Consider the following 15,932-nt stretch of genomic DNA (forward strand, 5'->3'; position numbering starts at 1 on the left):
TGTCGATGCCGCTCTCACCCGCGCGGCGATCCAAGGGTAAACGGGGCGGGTTGCCGCGCCGTGGTGGCGCTTCAGGCCGGTCTCCGGGCTCATGAGCGGGCATGCTGCCCCGCCCCCGCGCCTTCCCGGTTCCCCAGTGGCCTGTGCGTGAGCGTTGACTCATCTACCGTTGCGGGGGCAGCGCCGGGTTCGCCCGCGGCGTGTTGCCCGCGGCTGACCGGCTTCCCTGTTTCACCCGGAGGGCGAACGCCGCCGGGCACCTGAAGCAATCGGCGAAGGGTAAGGGGTTGGCCCCATAGCGTCAATCAAACATGTTGAACCTAAGCCGCCTCGCTGCCTCTACGGTACATACCAGGCCGCCAGGAAGCTGATCATGCACATTTCTCGCCTTGCCCTTTCCGTACTGCTTGCCGCTAGCGTGGCCGGTTGCGGTGAAAGCTCCAAACTGCAGGTAGCCGACGGCACCGGGCCCTCGCCCCAGCTGCCTGAACCGAACAAAACCCTGCTGCCGACGGTGAACATCGCGCCCGCGGTGGGCTGGCCAGAAGGCGTCAAGCCAAAGGCAGCGGCAGGCACTCAGGTGAATGCCTTCGCCGAGGGGCTGGACCACCCACGCTGGCTTTACGTGTTGCCTAACGGTGACGTGCTAGTGGCGGAAACCAACTCGCCGGCCAAGCCCGATGACGAGAAAGGCATTCGCGGCTGGGTCATGAAGAAAGTCATGGGCCGTGCGGGCGCCGGCGTGCCGAGCGCTAACCGCATCACCTTGCTGCGCGACAAGGATGGCGACGGCATCGCTGAAACCCGCGAGGTGTTCTTGCAGCACCTCAACTCGCCGTTCGGCATGGCGTTGGTCGGCCAGGACTTTTATGTGGCAGACACCGACAAGCTGCTGCGCTTCAAGTATCAGCCCGGCGCCACTCACCTGAGCGGCGACGGCGAAACCGTGACCGACCTGCCGGCCGGCACCATTAACCACCACTGGACGAAAAACGTGGTGGCCAGCGCCGACGGTAAAAAGCTTTACGTGACCGTGGGGTCCAACAGCAACGCTGCTGAGAACGGCCTGGAACAGGAAGAAGGTCGCGCCGCCATCTGGGAAGTCGATGCAGCCACCGGGCAAAAACGCCTGTTCGCTGGCGGCCTGCGCAACCCCAACGGCCTCGCATGGGAACCACAGAGCGGCAAGCTGTGGACCGCCGTCAACGAACGCGACGAAATTGGCAGCGACCTGGTGCCGGACTACATCACCTCGGTGAAGGATGGCGCCTTCTATGGGTGGCCGTTCAGCTACTACGGCCAACATGTGGACGCGCGCGTGGAGCCGGGCAAGCCGGACATGGTGCAAAAGGCGATCGTGCCGGACTTCGCGGTCGGCCCTCACACCGCCTCGCTGGGGCTGACCTTCGCCCAGGCCAATCAACTGCCGGCACCCTTTGACCACGGCGCGTTCATCGGCCAGCACGGCTCGTGGAACCGCAAGCCGCACAGTGGCTACAAAGTGCTGTTCGTGCCTTTCGCCAACGGCATGCCCAGTGGCCAACCCGTCGACCTGCTGACCGGCTTCTTGAACGACAAGGAAGAAGCCATGGGCCGCCCGGTGGGCGTTATCGGCGACGGTAAGGGTGGGCTGTTGGTGGCGGACGACGTGGGCAACAAGATCTGGCGTGTGACCAAGCAATAACGCCGGGCTGCCCCCAATCCGCAATTCGTAGGAGCTTCTACGGCTCCGCAAGCGCGTAGCAGCACGGCTTGCCGGCAACAGGCACTACGCGCCGCTGCGTTCGATCGCGGGCAAGCCCGGCTGCTAGGAGCTTTGCGGTGTAGGAGAGGTCATGTTGCCCGCAAGCGCTAACGCGTAGCAGCACGGCTTGCCGGGACAGGCGTCATGCGCCGCTGCGTCCCTTCGCGGGCACGCCCGGCTGTCATGGGCCTTGGCGTTGCCGGCTACTGACCGGTCTGCGCCAGCCGCTCGGGCTGAATGACCCGCTTGGCGTCCAGGTAGGCCTTCTGCCAATAAGGCTTGTCGAGGTAATCCAGGCGCACCGTACCTCCAGTACGCGGGGCGTGAACGAAGCGCCCCTCCCCCACATAGATCCCGGCGTGGCTCACCTGCCCACCGCCCTGGGTCGAAAAGAACACCAGGTCCCCGGAACGCAGCGCGCTGCGATCGACGCTCGGCGCACGCATGGTGATCAGCTCCCGGGTGGAACGCGGCAGTGCGATACCTGCCGCGTCACGGTAAACGAAGCCGATCAGCCCACTGCAATCGAAGCCTGAATCCGGCGTGTTGCCACCCCAGCGGTACGGAGTGCCAACTAGGCCGATGGCGCGAAACAGCACGTCATCGGCTTTCACTGACGAGTAATCGGCCGGATTCAGGATCACCGGGCGTGGGGCCGCGACCATGGGCATCGGTGCCGGCGGTGGCGCACTGGCACAGGCCGCGAGGAGAGCAAACGGCGCGAACGCCAGAATGCGCAAACGGGAAAAAGCCATGAGAGAGGTTCCGAGTTCGACTGCCGCTGAAGATTAGCGCTTAACCCGCTGTTTTCCATAAAAAAGGGCAGCGAAAGCGTGACCGCTCGTCGCTGCCCTTGTTTGGCCGCTTGGCTTACTTGCGAGCCATTTCGCTTGCAGGGACCATGGCCAGCATGCGTTTGGCCTCGATGTAGGTCTTGCTCCAGTAGGTATCGCCCAGGTTATCTACCCGAACGCCACCGCTGCGACGGCTGCTGGAATGGATGAACTGGTTGTCGCCAAGGTAGATGCCGGCGTGGCTGACCCGGTTGCGACGGCCGCTGGTGCCGAAGAACAGCACATCGCCTGGCTTGAGGTTATTACGCGCCACCAGGGGGGCCTTGGCATTGATCATTTCGCGGCTGGAGCGTGGCAAGGTCATGCCTGCTTCTTCGCGGAACAGGAAATTGATGAAGCCGGTGCAATCGAAGCCGTTTTCGGTGGTGCCGCCAAACTGGTAGCGGGTACCGATCAACGACTTGCCACGCTCCAGGATGCTGTCCGCCAGCAGCGGCAGGCGGTATGGCGCGCGGCGGGAGAAGGCCGCTACGTCGTCTTTGTCCGAAGCGTCGGAAGCGTCTTCGTCCTGGAACAACGAGGCCACATTGACGGGGGAAGTATGAGGCTGCACCAGTGGGGTGCGTTCGGCGGTAACGGGGGCGGACACCTGCTGTTGCGAGACCGGGGACTGGGCTGCGCAGCCGATCAGCAGGGTAACGAGTGCAAGAGGCACGAGGGGTGCGAAGCGATTCAGCATGGGCACGACCGTGTCAGTAAGTTGATGAAGGGGCGAATATGCCCGCTATGGGAGCGATTTGCAAATTTTATAGAACATTTTGTGACTTGTGGTGCCGCAGCGAACATCTGGCGGAAATCGCCCTTTCCCAAGCTGCTAATGCAAACTTCCGGCGCAGCCCAACTGGCTGAACATGCTGGGGAATCCCCCATCCGCCAAGCTTCCGGCGGGCGCGCAGCCTATCAATAAGCTGTTTGTCGTGATTCACCGCTGCGCTCTGCCTACCGCTATTGCATTGAATAAAGCTATCGACGCAGCGAAAGTCTGGTGACGCCAGCCAATTGGCGGGAAGCTACCGGCGATAGAGAATGCAAAGCAGGGGCCACAAGCACGACCGCTGGTCGCCGGCGAGCCTGCTACCAGCCGAGGGTTTCTTTAAGGAAAGGAATGGTGAGCTTGCGCTGGGCTTGGAGGGAGGCCTGGTCAAGCCGTTCCAGCAGGTCGAACAGGGAGCTCATGCTGCGGCTGCCGCGGGTGAGGATAAAGTGGCCCACTTCATCGGTAAGGTGCAAACCACGCCGGGATGCTCTCAACTGCAATGCGCGGAGCTTGTCTTCGTCCGACAACGGGCGCATCTGGAACACCAGCGCCAGCGTCAGCCGAGACTTGAGGTCCGCGAGCTTTACCGGCAGTTCGCGCGGCGAGTGCGAAGCGGCGATCAACAGCCGGCGGCCACTGTCGCGCAGCCGATTGAACAGGTGGAACAGCGCTTCTTCCCAGTCGGCCTTGCCGGCGATCACCTGGAGGTCATCCAGGCACACCAGTTCGTATTGCGCCAGGTAGTCGAGAATGCCAATGCCGCGGTCGAGCAGCTGAGCCAGAGGCAGATAGACCGCTGGCTGCCCCTGTTGCTCCATGCGCAAGCAGGCGGCCTGCATCAAGTGAGTGCGCCCTACCCCTTGCTTGCCCCAAAGGTAGATCAGGCTTTCGGTCCAGCCGGCATCCGCATCGCACAACCGCTCGACGTAACCGAGCGCCGCGGCGTTAGCCCCGGGGTAATAGTTGACGAAGGTGGCGTCGTCGCGCAGGCGCACACCCAGCGGGAGTTGGATCGGCTCTTTCATGCGGCCCGGGGTTACGCCTCAGCTCAAAGGGGGCAAATTCTAGCGGCTTGGCTGGAAGCTGCAAGCTTGACGCGCGCAAGGCGCGGTCACGCTAGCACCGCAGCATTAGTCAAAGCTCCGGATCCTCGCCACCGCCGTACAGGTCCGACTGTTTATACAGTACATGTATATGGCGGATGAGCACCATGATCACCGCGGCCACCGGCAGCGCCAGCAACACACCGGTAAAGCCGAACAGCTCGCCGCCAGCCAGGATCGCAAAGATCACCGCGACTGGGTGCAGCCCGATACGATCGCCTACCAGCAAGGGCGTGAGCACCATGCCCTCGAGCGCCTGGCCGATGGCGAACACCGCGCCTATGGCCGCCAGGTGCCAGGCATCCAGCCCGAACTGGAACAGCCCCGCCGCCATGGCCGCGGTGATACCGGTGATAAAGCCCATGTAGGGCACGATGGAAGCAAGCCCGGCCAATACGCCCACCAACAGGCCCAGCTCCAGGCCAGTCAGCATCAGGCCCACCGAATAGATCCCACCGAGCGCCAGCATCACCATCAACTGCCCGCGCAGGAATGCACCCAATACCTCGTGGCACTCCTGCGCCAGGGCGACGATCTGGCCCTCACGCTGGCGCGGAAGCAGACCCCGGATTTTCGCCATCATCAGGTCCCAGTCACGCAGCAGGTAGAAGCCCACCACCGGAATCAGCACCAGGTTGGCCAGCCAGCCGATCAGCGCCAGGCCCGACGCTGTCGCCTGCGCCAGGATCAGCCCGACCACATCGGTGGTCTGGCCCATGTGCGCGGAAATGGCCTGCTTGATCTTGTCGAATTTCCAGAACCCTTCCGCCAGCCCCAGCCGGGCCTGCACCCAGGGCAGCGCCACCTGTTGCAACCAGTCGAGGAACTGTGGCGTGAGCTCGTAAAGCCTCACCAGCTGCCGTGCCAGCATCGGGATGACCACCACCAGCGCGACCATGACGATCAACGTGAACAGCACGAACACCACGGCCACCGCCAGTGTTCGGGAAAGCTTGAGCCGTTCGAGGCGATCGACCAGCGGGTCACCCAGGTAGGCGATCAGCATGCCGATCAGAAATGGCGAGAGGATCGGGTGCAGCAGGAAGATAAAGACGCAGACCACCAGGACCGCGCCCAACCAGAACCAATGCTTTTTATCCGTCATGACCAGGCTCACCAGTGGAACCGCAGCGGTTCGGGGGTGGCCGGTGCCGTGGGCACGCCGCCGGCGGGGATCGGCGCCGAGGCGGGCGCGGCGCTGGGCTGCGGTAGCGAGGCCGGGTCAACTTCTTGCAGCCGCGCCAGGCTCATCTGTGCCCGTATTTGCTCGGGGCTGGCGGTCACACGATAAAGGGCCTTGTCACCGCTCACCGATTGCAGCCGCGCGCCAAGGCTGTCCAGGGCCCGGCCGAGCTCGGCATAACGCTCCAGCGTCATGCCCTGCACCTCGATGGCCAGCTCGCTGCTGGCACCGGGCTTGACGATATAGCGTGGCGCCAGGCGTTGCATGACCGCCAGCATCACCGCATCGGCAAGGGCCGCCTGGTCCGCCGCCTGTACGCTACCCTGTTCGCGCTGGTTGCCCAGCCACAGGCGCCATTTTGCCTGCCATTGGCTGCCATCCGTGCTCGCGTGCACTGCCAGCAACGCATCCGCGCCATAGCGATGGGACACACCCTGAAGCGGGGCAGGATCGGTGCCTTCGAGGTTCTTCGCGGTGGCCGCCAGTTGTTCTTCCAAGTCCGCCAGCGGCAGTTTGAGCGGCAGCCCGCGGTGTTTTGCCGCCTGTCGCAGGGGCGCGGCGCTAGGCTGTGCATCGCCGGCGAGGGTGGCGCCGGCGGCGGTCTCGTTCAACCACCAGGCCAGGATCGATGGCCGGTTAGCGCCCCACGTGGCCAGGCCGGCCTGACGCAAGGCCTTATCGGTGCTAACAGGGTCGAAATCCACTTGCAGGGCCTGCGCGGGCCCTGCCTGGTAGCCGAATTGGCTGATGATCTGCTGCGGGTCCTTGCGTACGCCGGCCAGCCCCGCGCTGGCGAATGCCTTGGGATCGCCGGTCAGGCGCAGCACCAGGGTTTCCAGCGCACGCTGGGTGGCCTGGTCGCGTTCTTCCGGGGCCTGGCTGGCCACCGGCTCGCTCACCTGATAAAGGTTGCTCAGGGTTTCGGCCCAGGCGCCCGGTTGGGCGAAGCTGAACAGCAAAGCGAGCAAAACGGGGCGCAGGCGCATGAGCATAGGTTCCATGGCAAAGGTACTGAAGTGACTGGGACACACTTTCCCGGAAAACATTCGACCTGCCAACTGTCTCGCTTCGCCTGCGGCTGCCAGCCGTGCGTACCCAAGCCCCGTTCTGGCCTGAATAGGCCAAGCCTGATAAAATCGCGCGCCTTCGCAGACCCTAACCTTAGTGGTCGTTTTTCTGTATCGCCCCTTTTCAAAGGCCTGGATCATGAGCAAGCAACCCTCCCTGAGCTACAAGGACGCCGGTGTGGACATCGACGCCGGTGAAGCGCTGGTCGAACGCATCAAGGGCGTGGCCAAGCGCACCGCGCGGCCTGAAGTGATGGGCGGGCTGGGCGGCTTCGGCGCCCTCTGCGAAATCCCTGCCGGCTACAAGCAGCCGGTACTGGTCTCGGGTACCGACGGTGTGGGCACCAAGCTGCGCCTGGCCTTGAACCTGAACAAGCACGACAGCATCGGCATCGACCTGGTGGCCATGTGCGTGAACGACCTGGTGGTCTGTGGCGCCGAGCCGCTGTTCTTCCTCGATTACTACGCCACCGGCAAACTTAACGTCGACGTCGCCGCCACCGTGGTGACCGGCATCGGCGAAGGCTGCGAACAGGCGGGCTGCTCGCTGGTGGGCGGCGAAACCGCCGAGATGCCGGGCATGTACGAAGGCGAAGACTACGACCTGGCCGGCTTCTGCGTTGGCGTGGTGGAAAAAGCCGAGATCATCGACGGCTCGAAAGTCGCCACGGGCGATGCGCTGATCGCCCTGCCCTCCTCTGGCCCGCACTCCAATGGCTATTCGCTGGTTCGCAAGATCATCGAAGTGGCAGGTGCCGACATCGCCACCGAACAGCTCGACGGCAAGCCGCTGGCCGACCTGCTCATGGCGCCTACCCGCATCTACGTCAAGCCGTTGCTCAAGCTCATCGCCGAGACCGGCGCGGTCAAGGCCATGGCCCACATCACTGGCGGCGGCCTGTTGGACAACATCCCGCGCGTGCTGCCCGCTGGCGCGCAGGCGGTGATCGACGTAGCGAGCTGGCAGCGCCCGGCGGTCTTCGACTGGCTGCAACAACATGGCAACGTGGATGAAACCGAGATGCACCGGGTTCTGAACTGCGGCGTGGGCATGGTCATCTGCGTCGCCCAGGCAGACGTGTCGCGTGCGCTCGAAGTGCTGAAGGCCGCCGGTGAACAACCCTGGGTCATCGGCGAAATCACCGGTGCCGCCGAAGGGGCTGCCCAGGTCGAGCTGAAAAACCTCAAGGCCCACTGATGCCCGGGCCTTGTAACCTGGTGGTCTTGCTGTCGGGCGCCGGCAGCAACCTCCAGGCAATGATCGACAGTTTCGCTCACGCCGATACGCCGGTACGCATCCGCGCGGTCATCGCCAACCGCGCCGACGCCCACGGCCTCGAGCGCGCCCGCGCCGCCGGCATCGAAACCCGGGTACTGGAGCACGCAGGCTACGCTGGGCGCGAAGCCTTCGACCAGGCGCTGATCGCCTTGATCGACGGCTTCGCGCCGCAACTGGTGGCACTGGCCGGGTTCATGCGGATTCTCAGCCCTGGGTTCGTCCGCCATTATCATGGCCGCCTGCTCAATATCCATCCTTCGCTGTTGCCACGCCACAAGGGCCTGCATACCCACCAGCGCGCCCTGGAGGCCGGCGACAGTGAGCACGGCTGCAGCGTACACTTCGTTACCGAGGAACTCGACGGAGGCCCTCTGGTCGTACAGGCTGCCGTTGCAGTGGCCCCCGACGACACCCCGGAAACGCTCGCCCGGCGCGTGCATGCCCAAGAGCACCAGATATACCCACTGGCGGTGCGCTGGTTCGCCGAAGGCAGGCTTTGCCTCAGCGAGCGTGGCGTAACGTTCGACGGCCAGCCCCTGCCCGCCAGCGGCCATTTGATCCGCCCATAGGAGACCGTATGCGTCGTGCCCTGTTGTTCGCCCTTGCCTTGATCACGCTTCCGAGCGTTCAGGCCGCGGACCTGAAGCCCTTTTCCGCCAGCTACACCGCGGACTGGAAACAACTGCCCATGAGCGGCACCGCCGAGCGCAGCCTGAGCGCCAATGCAGACGGCAGCTGGACGTTGCAGTTCAAGGCCTCGATGATGATCGCCAGCCTGAGCGAAACCAGCACACTGCGCGTGGACAAGGGCACCTTGCTGCCGCAGGCCTATAACTTCGAGCGCGGCGGCCTGGGCAAAGCCAAGAAGGTCGACCTGGATTTCGACTGGTCCGCCAAGAAGATCACCGGCACCGACCGCGGCGATCCGATCACCCTGCCACTCAACCGGGGCGTGCTGGACAAGTCCAGCTATCAGCTGGCGCTACAGCATGACGTCGCGGCCGGCAAGAAGAGCATGAGCTACCAGGTGGTGGACGGCGACGAGATCGACACCTACGACTTCCGCGTATTGGGTGAAGAAAAGGTCGCTACCAAGGCCGGCAGTATCGACGCGATCAAGGTCGAGCGAGTCCGCGATCCTACCCAGAGCAAGCGTGTCACCGTGCTCTGGTTCGCCAAGGCATGGGATTACCTGCTGGTACAGCTGCAACAGACTGAAACCGATGGCAAGGAATACACCATCATGCTCCAGGACGGTACCGTGGACGGCCGTCAGGTACAGGGTAACTAACCCCTCCCCGCGCGCGGCCATGCCCACCGGGCCGCGCCATCCCGCCCTGGGTTGTTCCCTAAAACATTCTTCACGCGCGTTCATGTACTGCGACACTCCGCCGCAGCCCCCAGGGCATGCGGCCTTCAGCGATTTTTTCGTTTCACGCAATACATCCTTGCCCGGCGCGGCCATTCCATTAGCTGACTAACAATCCTATAACGGATGCATGTACCTGTTACGGCAACCCAGAGGAGTAGCAGCATGACTGTGAAAGTAAGCGAGCGTGACGATGCCCATATGTCCCACGAAGGCTTAGCGGCCGGTGTGCGTATTTGGGACGTGCATCAGCAAGACTTGCTGGTCGGCATGTTCCATAACGAACAGGATGCGGTGGCTTACCAGCGAGAGCTTGAAGCGAGCGAAGCGCAGCGCACTGCTTCGGACGTGCACAACTGAAGCGGCATTGCCTAACTTCGTAGCAGCCGAGCTGGCTCGCGACCAGGCCCAGCACTGATTCAAGGCCGGTCGCGAGCACGCTGGGCTGCCACGGCCCCCGGGTGTTCGAACCCTGCTTTCCACCGCCTAAAAAAATCCCGCGTCAGGCGCGGGATTTTCGTTACCACATCAGATCGTCAGGGATCTTATAGGCCGCGTACGGATCATCGCCTTCTGGCTCCTCCGTCGGCGTGTTGAGCAACACGATACGCCGGGGCTCACGCTCCTGGACCTTCAGCGCCGCTTCACGGGGGATGACTTCATAGCCTCCGCCGTGGTGCACGATAGCCAGGCTGCCGTTGGACAGCTTGCTGCGCATCAGGCTGTTGACCGACAAGCGCTTGACCTTCTTGTCGTCGACAAAATTGTAATAGTCCTCAGTGGTCAGCTTCGGCAAGCGGGTCGCTTCCACCAACTGCTTGACCTGCGCAGCCCTGGCCTTGGCCTCGGCTTTTTCCTGCTGCTGACGGTTCAGCTCCTGGTCCTTGCGCAGCTTCTCCGCAGCAGCTTCCTGGGCCAGGCGCTTCTGGGTGTCGTCTGCCTCGGCCTGGCCTTTATGCACCAGGCGCTTTTGCTTTTGCTGGTCCTTGTTGACCTGCTTGACTTGTTTCTGGTTGACCAAGCCTGCCTTGAGCAGCTGGTCACGAAGGGAAAGGCTCATGGTTTCACTCACTTTTACTCAGCCACAGCTGGGTATTTTCTTTTCCTGACGTTTCGCTTCGGCCCAAAGTGCATCCAGTGCCTCGAGGTCGCAATCTTCAATGAGTTGCCCCTGTGTGCGCAACACCCCTTCGATATAACGAAAGCGCCTTTCGAACTTGGCATTGGCCGCCCGCAGGGCCTGCTCGGGATCGAGCTTCAATTTGCGTCCCAGGTTCGCCACGGTGAACAACAGATCGCCCAGTTCTTCGGCGACCGCCGTCGGGTCGCTGCCGGCCATGGCTTCGAGAAGTTCATCGAGCTCTTCGCGCACTTTGTCCACCACTGGCAACGCTTCTGGCCAGTCGAAGCCTACGGCGGCCGCGCGCTTTTGCAACTTAGCCGCACGGGCCAGCGCCGGCAGGCCGGCAGGCACGTCGTCGAGCAACGACAACTGTTCCGGCGCTTCGGAGCGTTGCGCTCGCTCCTCGGCCTTGATCGCTTCCCAGCGCTGCTTGACCTGCGCCTCGCCGAGGCGAGGGGTGTCCGCGGGCGCATACAGGTCGGCGGTGGGGAACACATGCGGGTGGCGACGAATGAGCTTGCGAGTAATGCCATCGACCACGTCGGCGAAAGCGAACCGCCCTTCTTCCTGGCCTAGCTGAGCGTAATAGACGACCTGGAACAGCAGGTCGCCCAGTTCGCCGGGCAAGTGAGTGAAGTCCTCGCGCTCGATAGCGTCGGCCACCTCGTACGCCTCTTCGAGGGTGAAGGGCACGATGCTGGCGTAGTTCTGTTTCAGGTCCCAGGGGCAGCCGTGGCGAGGGTCACGCAGGCGCGCCATGAGATGCAGCAGGTCGTCGATTCCGTAGCGGGTGGCAGGCTGGGTCATGGGGTACGGTTACGCCGCGCTTCGATGATATTGGGCAACTGGGAAATCCGCCCCAGCAGCCGCCCGAGCGCGTCCAGGCCGGGAATCTCGATCGTCAGCGACATCTGTGCGGTGTTGTCTTCCTTGTTGGAACGCGTATTTACCGCCAGCACGTTGATCCGCTCGTTGAGCAGCACCTGGGAAACGTCTCGCAGCAGGCCGGAGCGGTCGTAGGCGCGGATGACGATATCCACTGGGTAGGTGAGCACCGGGACCGGCCCCCAACTGACCTGGATGATCCGCTCCGGCTCCTTGGCCCCCAGCTGCAGCACGGAGGCGCAATCCTGGCGGTGGATGCTAACGCCGCGCCCCTGGGTGATGTAGCCGACGATGGCATCGCCCGGCAAGGGCTGGCAACAGCCGGCCATTTGCGTCAACAGGTTGCCCACGCCCTGAATCTGGATATCCCCGCGCTTGCCAGGCTTGTAGCCAGTGGCCGTCTTGCGCGGGATCAGGTCCAGCTGCTCGTTGTGGCTGCGGTCCGGCTCGGCCAGCTGCTGGGCCGCGTTCACCAACGGTGCCAGGCGCAGGTCGCCGGCGCCCAGCGAAGCGAACATGTCCTCGGCGGTCTTGACGTTGGTTTTTTCCGCCAGCCGCTCGAAATCCACCTGGGGCAGGCCAAGGCGGCTGAGCTCGCGCTCGAGCAGGGTACGGCCGGCGGCAACGTTCTGGTCGCGGGCCTGCAGTTTGAACCAGTGGACGATCTTCGCCCGGGCGCGGGAGGTGGTCACATAGCCCAGGTTGGAGTTGAGCCAGTCCCGGCTGGGGTTGCCGTGCTTGCTGGTGATGATCTCCACTTGCTCGCCGGTTTGCAGGCTGTAGTTCAGTGGCACGATGCGCCCGTTGATCTTGGCGCCGCGGCAGTTATGGCCGATCTCGGTGTGCACGCGATAGGCGAAGTCCAGCGGGGTAGCGCCCTTGGGCAGGTCGATCGCGTGGCCATCGGGGGTGAACACGTAGACGCGGTCCGGCTCGATGTCCACCCGCAGCTGTTCGGCCAGGCCGCCGATATCGCCGAGCTCTTCGTGCCACTCAAGCACCTGGCGCAACCAGGAGATCTTCTCTTCGTAGTGGTTGGAGCTGGGCTTGACGTCGGTGCCTTTGTAGCGCCAATGCGCGCACACGCCAAGCTCCGCCTCCTCATGCATGGAATGGGTGCGGATCTGCACTTCCAGCACTTTGCCCTCGGGGCCGATCACCGCGGTATGCAGCGACCGATAGCCGTTTTCCTTGGGGTTGGCGATGTAGTCGTCGAACTCTTTGGGAATGTGCCGCCACAAGGTGTGGACGATACCCAGCGCGGTGTAGCAGTCGCGGACCTCGGGCACGAGCACACGCACGGCGCGAACGTCGTAGATCTGGCTGAATTGCAGGCCTTTGCGCTGCATTTTCCGCCAGATCGAATAAATATGCTTGGCGCGGCCGCTGATGTCGGCCTTGATCCCGGTGTCGCTGAGCTCTCGCTGCAACTGGCTCATCACGTCGGAGATGAAGCGCTCGCGATCGAGCCGGCGCTCGTGCAGCAGCTTGGCGATCTGCTTGTATTGATCGGGCTCCAGGTAGCGGAAGGAAATGTCCTCCAGCTCCCATTTGATGTGGCCGATGCCCAGCCGGTGCGCCAGGGGCGCGTAGATATCGAACACTTCCCGGGCCACGCGCTGGCGCTTTTCCTCGGGCGCGTTCTTGACTGCGCGGATCGCGCAGGTTCGCTCGGCCAGCTTGATCAAGGCCACGCGTACGTCGTCGACCATGGCCACGAGCATCTTGCGCAGGTTGTCGACCTGCACCTGGGTGCCGAGCACCAGGGACTGACGCGGGCTAAGGCTGGCGCTGATGGCCGCCATGCGCAACACGCCGTCGATCAGCTTGGCCACCACCGCACCGAAGCGCTTGCCGACCTCGGCCAACGGTACCTTGCCTTCGCGCACGGCGCGGTAGATGACCGCCGCCACTAGCGAATCCTGGTCGAGCTTGAGGTCGGCGAGGATTTCCGCGATCTCCAGGCCCGCCTGGTAACTGGAGGTGCCATCTGCCCAGGAATGATTGGCCGCAGTGTCGGGAACGTCCAGGTCCCGGGCGAAGTGACAGGCCTGTTTCAGCGCCTCCCGGTCCAGCGCCAGGTCGACGCTGACGATATGATCGAGCCACGCATCGAGGTTGATGCTGCCGTCGTTGTTGACCGGCTGTTGCGCTCTCACCTGTACCATCTTGCTTACCTTCCGTACGACGCATCGAGTGCGTCACTGTCCGCTGGCTTTGACCTTCGCAGCCCGCGAAGGTCGCCAGTCACATAGCCTGGCCGTCCTGGCCCTTTTCGAATAACGCCATCGCCTCGACATGCGCTGTTTGCGGGAACATGTCGAGAACGCCAGCACGTTTCAAGCGATAACCCTGCCGCTGCAGCTCCGCGGTATCGCGCGCCAGGGTCGCCGGGTTGCACGATACATAGACGATGCGCCGGGCACCCAGCGACGAAACATGGCGTGTTGTTTCAAACGCGCCGTCGCGGGGCGGATCCAATAGTACTCCAGAAAAGCCCTGCGCCGCCCAGTTTGCATCCTGTAGCGGTTGTGACAAATCGGCCTGGTAAAAGGTCGCATTGCCCAGGCCGTTGCGTTCGGCGTTGCCCGCCGCGCGCTCGACCATGCCAGCCACGCCCTCCACGCCAACCACCGCGCCAGCCTGGCGGGCGATCGGCAGGGCAAAATTACCCAGGCCGCAGAACAGGTCCAGTATCCGCTCCCCAGGCTGCGGCGCAAGCCACTCCAGCGCCTGCTGGATCATCGCCTGGTTGACCACTTCATTGACCTGCACGAAATCCCCCGGCCGGTAGGCAAGGTGCAGGCTCCAGGGCGCCAGCGCATAACCCAGCTCGCTCTCGGGCCGGTCGGCCGTAGGCTCACTCGCGCCTTGCCACCACAGCTGAGCCTCGTGCCTGGCGCAGAACGCGCGCAGCAAGGCCTGGTCCGCCTCGCCAAGCGGCGCGGTATGGCGGACCAGAACAGCGGGGGCGGTGCCGTGGAACAATTCGACGTGACCGATGGCTTGCGGGTTGCTCAATTGCCGGAGGACTCCAGGTAACTCCTGGAAAATCTGTTGCAAGCCTTGTACCAGCACCAGGCAGTGGTCAATGGCAACGATGTTCTGGCTGGCGGCAGCGCGAAAACCCACGTCCAGCCGCTGCTGCTTCGCGTCCCAGCGCACGGCCACGCGTGCGCGGCGGCGGTAGCCGAATTCCGGGCTGGCCAACGGGCTGGCCCAGGCTTGCGGCTCGGTGCCAGCGACCCTTAACAGCTGCTCTGCCAACTGCCGCTGCTTGAGTGCCAGCTGATCGCTATGGCTAAGGTGCTGAACGTTGCAGCCGCCGCAGCGGTCCACGTACGGGCACGGCGCTGCTCGGCGCATAGCCGCCGGGCGCAGCACGCGCTCGGTGCGAGCGTCCACCACCTTGCCGTGCGCGGCCAGTACCCGCGCCTCGACCTGCTCACCGGCGAGTGCACCGCTGACGAACCAGGTGCGGCCATCAGCGAAGGCGATGCCGCGACCGTCCGCGGCCAGCCGTGCGATGTCCAGCAGCTGCTTCTTGCCAACCGGGACCGCCGGCGTGCGCTGGCCACCGCTGGGCTGAAAGCGCAGCCCACCCTGCTTGCGTGCCATCAGTTGGCCGCGTCGAACAGGCCGCTGGACAGGTAGCGGTCGCCGCGGTCGCAGACCACGGCAACGATCACCGCGTGCTCTAGCTCCTGGCTCAGGCGCAGCATGCCAGCGACCGCACCACCAGAGGACACGCCGCAGAAGATGCCCTCTTCGCGGGCGAGGCGCCGGGTGATGTCTTCGGCTTCGGCCTGGGCCATGTCCATGATCCGGTCCACACGCTCGGCCTGGTAGATCTTTGGCAGGTACTCTTCCGGCCAGCGGCGGATGCCGGGGATGGCCGAACCTTCCATGGGCTGCAGCCCGACGACCTGCACCGCTGGGTTCTGTTCCTTGAGGTAACGCGAGGTGCCCATGATGGTACCGGTAGTACCCATGGAGCTGACGAAGTGGGTGATGCTGCCGCCGGTCTGCTGCCAGATCTCCGGGCCGGTGCTCTGGAAGTGGGCCTCGGGGTTATCGCCGTTGGCGAACTGGTCCAGCACCTTGCCGCGCCCCTCGGCTTGCATGCGCTCGGCAAGGTCGCGGGCGCCTTCCATGCCCTCCTCGCGGCTGACCAGGATCAGCTCGGCGCCATAAGCGGTCATCGCCGCCTTGCGCTCGGCGGTGGAGTTGTCCGGCATGATCAGGATCATCCGGTAGCCCTTGATGGCCGCGACCATGGCCAATGCGATGCCGGTGTTACCGGAGGTAGCCTCGATCAGGGTGTCGCCAGGGCTGATCTGCCCGCGCAGCTCCGCCCGATTGATCATCGACAACGCCGGGCGGTCCTTAACGGACCCAGCCGGGTTGTTGCCCTCAAGCTTGAGCAACAAGGTGTTGCTGGTAGCCCCGCCCAGGCGTTGCAAGCGAACCAGCGGGGTATTGCCGACGCAGTCGGCGATAGTGGGGTAATGCACGGTCATGGGCTTTTCGCAAATCCGAACGGCGGGGGGCGCTATGATACGCGCATT

The 15,932-nt window shown here is 63.9% G+C and carries 15 protein-coding genes and 1 riboswitch; of the genes, 5 read left to right on the forward strand and 10 right to left on the reverse strand.

Going from position 1 to position 15,932, the window contains the following annotated elements; genetic code table 11:
- Nucleotides 1-56: 56 nt before the first annotated feature.
- Nucleotides 57-279: riboswitch (cobalamin riboswitch) on the reverse strand.
- Nucleotides 280-373: 94 nt separating this feature from the next.
- Entirely contained in the window at nucleotides 374-1,684 is a 1,311-nt protein-coding gene (locus OGL93_RS16660; protein ID WP_263263912.1) for a sorbosone dehydrogenase family protein, read from the forward strand.
- Between the two features lie 263 nt (nucleotides 1,685-1,947).
- Here the strand turns inward: OGL93_RS16660 and OGL93_RS16665 are convergent, their stop codons facing one another.
- The 5 genes from OGL93_RS16665 to OGL93_RS16685 form a co-directional block, all read right to left on the reverse strand.
- A complete protein-coding gene (locus OGL93_RS16665; protein WP_263263913.1) occupies nucleotides 1,948-2,499 on the reverse strand; it encodes a C40 family peptidase in 552 nt (183 codons plus the stop codon).
- Between the two features lie 115 nt (nucleotides 2,500-2,614).
- Nucleotides 2,615-3,277: an NlpC/P60 family protein gene (locus OGL93_RS16670; RefSeq protein ID WP_263263914.1), complete on the reverse strand. Its 663-nt coding sequence runs from the start codon at nucleotides 3,275-3,277 to the stop codon at nucleotides 2,615-2,617.
- Between the two features lie 395 nt (nucleotides 3,278-3,672).
- Nucleotides 3,673-4,380: a DnaA regulatory inactivator Hda gene (hda, locus tag OGL93_RS16675; protein ID WP_263263915.1), complete on the reverse strand. Its 708-nt coding sequence runs from the start codon at nucleotides 4,378-4,380 to the stop codon at nucleotides 3,673-3,675.
- A gap of 109 nt (nucleotides 4,381-4,489) precedes the next feature.
- Nucleotides 4,490-5,563 carry an AI-2E family transporter gene (locus OGL93_RS16680; protein ID WP_263263916.1) on the reverse strand — a complete coding sequence of 358 codons (1,074 nt, stop codon included), beginning with the start codon at nucleotides 5,561-5,563 and terminating at the stop codon, nucleotides 4,490-4,492.
- Nucleotides 5,564-5,571: 8 nt separating this feature from the next.
- Nucleotides 5,572-6,627 (reverse strand): DUF2066 domain-containing protein, encoded by a 1,056-nt coding sequence (locus OGL93_RS16685; protein ID WP_263263917.1) that lies wholly within the window; start codon nucleotides 6,625-6,627, stop codon nucleotides 5,572-5,574.
- Between the two features lie 220 nt (nucleotides 6,628-6,847).
- On the opposite strand from OGL93_RS16685, the gene purM reads away from it, so the two are divergent.
- The 4 genes from purM (at nucleotide 6,848) to OGL93_RS16705 (ending at nucleotide 9,716) form a co-directional block, all read left to right on the forward strand.
- Nucleotides 6,848-7,906, forward strand: coding sequence for a phosphoribosylformylglycinamidine cyclo-ligase (gene purM, locus OGL93_RS16690; protein WP_263263918.1), 1,059 nt, complete (start codon nucleotides 6,848-6,850; stop codon nucleotides 7,904-7,906).
- On the forward strand, nucleotides 7,906-8,556 hold the full coding sequence (gene purN, locus OGL93_RS16695) for a phosphoribosylglycinamide formyltransferase (protein ID WP_263263919.1): 651 nt from the start codon (nucleotides 7,906-7,908) through the stop codon (nucleotides 8,554-8,556). The genes purM and purN overlap by 1 nt, the downstream gene beginning before the upstream one ends.
- 8 nt (nucleotides 8,557-8,564) lie before the next feature.
- Nucleotides 8,565-9,278: a DUF3108 domain-containing protein gene (locus tag OGL93_RS16700; RefSeq protein WP_263263920.1), complete on the forward strand. Its 714-nt coding sequence runs from the start codon at nucleotides 8,565-8,567 to the stop codon at nucleotides 9,276-9,278.
- Nucleotides 9,279-9,521: 243 nt separating this feature from the next.
- Complete coding sequence (locus OGL93_RS16705; protein WP_263263921.1) at nucleotides 9,522-9,716, forward strand: hypothetical protein; 195 nt, start codon at nucleotides 9,522-9,524, stop codon at nucleotides 9,714-9,716.
- Nucleotides 9,717-9,876: 160 nt separating this feature from the next.
- Here OGL93_RS16705 and OGL93_RS16710 read toward each other — a convergent pair whose 3' ends face one another.
- From OGL93_RS16710 to cysM, 5 genes are all read right to left on the reverse strand, one after another.
- A complete protein-coding gene (locus tag OGL93_RS16710) occupies nucleotides 9,877-10,416 on the reverse strand; it encodes a DUF2058 domain-containing protein (protein ID WP_263263922.1) in 540 nt (179 codons plus the stop codon).
- A gap of 18 nt (nucleotides 10,417-10,434) precedes the next feature.
- On the reverse strand, nucleotides 10,435-11,286 hold the full coding sequence (gene mazG / locus OGL93_RS16715) for a nucleoside triphosphate pyrophosphohydrolase (protein ID WP_263263923.1): 852 nt from the start codon (nucleotides 11,284-11,286) through the stop codon (nucleotides 10,435-10,437).
- Complete coding sequence (relA, locus tag OGL93_RS16720; protein WP_263263924.1) at nucleotides 11,283-13,532, reverse strand: GTP diphosphokinase; 2,250 nt, start codon at nucleotides 13,530-13,532, stop codon at nucleotides 11,283-11,285. The genes mazG and relA overlap by 4 nt, the downstream gene beginning before the upstream one ends.
- A 79-nt stretch (nucleotides 13,533-13,611) precedes the next feature.
- On the reverse strand, nucleotides 13,612-14,982 hold the full coding sequence (gene rlmD / locus OGL93_RS16725) for a 23S rRNA (uracil(1939)-C(5))-methyltransferase RlmD (RefSeq protein ID WP_263263925.1): 1,371 nt from the start codon (nucleotides 14,980-14,982) through the stop codon (nucleotides 13,612-13,614).
- A complete protein-coding gene (cysM, locus tag OGL93_RS16730) occupies nucleotides 14,982-15,884 on the reverse strand; it encodes a cysteine synthase CysM (RefSeq protein WP_263263926.1) in 903 nt (300 codons plus the stop codon). Before cysM ends, rlmD begins: the two co-directional genes overlap by 1 nt.
- Nucleotides 15,885-15,932 lie beyond the last annotated feature (48 nt).

Source organism: Pseudomonas sp. RIT-PI-S (assembly GCF_025642975.1).
GTDB lineage: Bacteria > Pseudomonadota > Gammaproteobacteria > Pseudomonadales > Pseudomonadaceae > Aquipseudomonas.

Excerpts from the sequence above, each read along its gene's own strand:
- OGL93_RS16680 (WP_263263916.1), bottom strand. The coding sequence starts at position 5,563 with ATGACGGATAAAAAGCATTGGTTCTGGTTGGGCGCGGTCCTGGTGGTC.
- OGL93_RS16700 (WP_263263920.1), top strand. The coding sequence starts at position 8,565 with ATGCGTCGTGCCCTGTTGTTCGCCCTTGCCTTGATCACGCTTCCGAGC.
- OGL93_RS16670 (WP_263263914.1), bottom strand. The coding sequence starts at position 3,277 with ATGCTGAATCGCTTCGCACCCCTCGTGCCTCTTGCACTCGTTACCCTG.
- cysM (WP_263263926.1), bottom strand. The coding sequence starts at position 15,884 with ATGACCGTGCATTACCCCACTATCGCCGACTGCGTCGGCAATACCCCG.
- OGL93_RS16665 (WP_263263913.1), bottom strand. The coding sequence starts at position 2,499 with ATGGCTTTTTCCCGTTTGCGCATTCTGGCGTTCGCGCCGTTTGCTCTC.
- hda (WP_263263915.1), bottom strand. The coding sequence starts at position 4,380 with ATGAAAGAGCCGATCCAACTCCCGCTGGGTGTGCGCCTGCGCGACGAC.
- OGL93_RS16685 (WP_263263917.1), bottom strand. The coding sequence starts at position 6,627 with ATGCGCCTGCGCCCCGTTTTGCTCGCTTTGCTGTTCAGCTTCGCCCAA.
- OGL93_RS16705 (WP_263263921.1), top strand. The coding sequence starts at position 9,522 with ATGACTGTGAAAGTAAGCGAGCGTGACGATGCCCATATGTCCCACGAA.
- relA (WP_263263924.1), bottom strand. The coding sequence starts at position 13,532 with ATGGTACAGGTGAGAGCGCAACAGCCGGTCAACAACGACGGCAGCATC.
- mazG (WP_263263923.1), bottom strand. The coding sequence starts at position 11,286 with ATGACCCAGCCTGCCACCCGCTACGGAATCGACGACCTGCTGCATCTC.
- OGL93_RS16660 (WP_263263912.1), top strand. The coding sequence starts at position 374 with ATGCACATTTCTCGCCTTGCCCTTTCCGTACTGCTTGCCGCTAGCGTG.
- rlmD (WP_263263925.1), bottom strand. The coding sequence starts at position 14,982 with ATGGCACGCAAGCAGGGTGGGCTGCGCTTTCAGCCCAGCGGTGGCCAG.
- purM (WP_263263918.1), top strand. The coding sequence starts at position 6,848 with ATGAGCAAGCAACCCTCCCTGAGCTACAAGGACGCCGGTGTGGACATC.
- purN (WP_263263919.1), top strand. The coding sequence starts at position 7,906 with ATGCCCGGGCCTTGTAACCTGGTGGTCTTGCTGTCGGGCGCCGGCAGC.
- OGL93_RS16710 (WP_263263922.1), bottom strand. The coding sequence starts at position 10,416 with ATGAGCCTTTCCCTTCGTGACCAGCTGCTCAAGGCAGGCTTGGTCAAC.